The following is a 379-nucleotide window of genomic DNA, read 5'->3' as shown; positions in this document are numbered from 1 at the left end:
CCCCTCCACCGTGTAGTGGATCTGCTGGCCGCGATGGCTGGCGAACGGCATGGGCGAGTCTCCGTGAAAGCGGGCCGCTAGTCAGGCCGGTCCACAAATTTGCGCAAGGCGAACGGGACGAGAACACCCCGGCTTGGCTATCCTCCCGCCGATGCGTCCCGAGTCGCTCTTTCCCCTGTTCGCCGCGATCTCGACCCTCAAGGGGGTCGGGCCCCGCGTCGCGCCCCTGGTCGAGAAGCTGGCCGGGCCGATCGTGCGCGATGTGCTGTTCACCCCGCCCCAGAGCCTGATCCGCCGCACGGCGACCACGGCCGCCATGGCCCAGGACGGCCAGGTCCAGACCTTCGTCGTGACGATCGACGCCCACCTGCCGCCGCAG

Annotated in this window: 1 protein-coding gene; it reads left to right on the top strand. The window is 69.7% G+C overall.

The annotated features are described in order from the left end of the window. Positions 1–151: 151 nt before the first annotated feature. Positions 152–379: hypothetical protein (locus AB4070_RS18595; RefSeq protein ID WP_441981409.1), on the top strand; the 228-nt coding region annotated here is incomplete at its 3' end.

Source organism: Microbacterium sp. 2RAF4 (assembly GCF_052115285.1).
GTDB classification, from domain to species: Bacteria; Actinomycetota; Actinomycetes; order Actinomycetales; family Microbacteriaceae; genus Microbacterium; species Microbacterium oxydans.
Note: the sequence above shows the minus strand (reverse complement) of the source record. Positions and strands in the feature narration are given on the sequence as shown.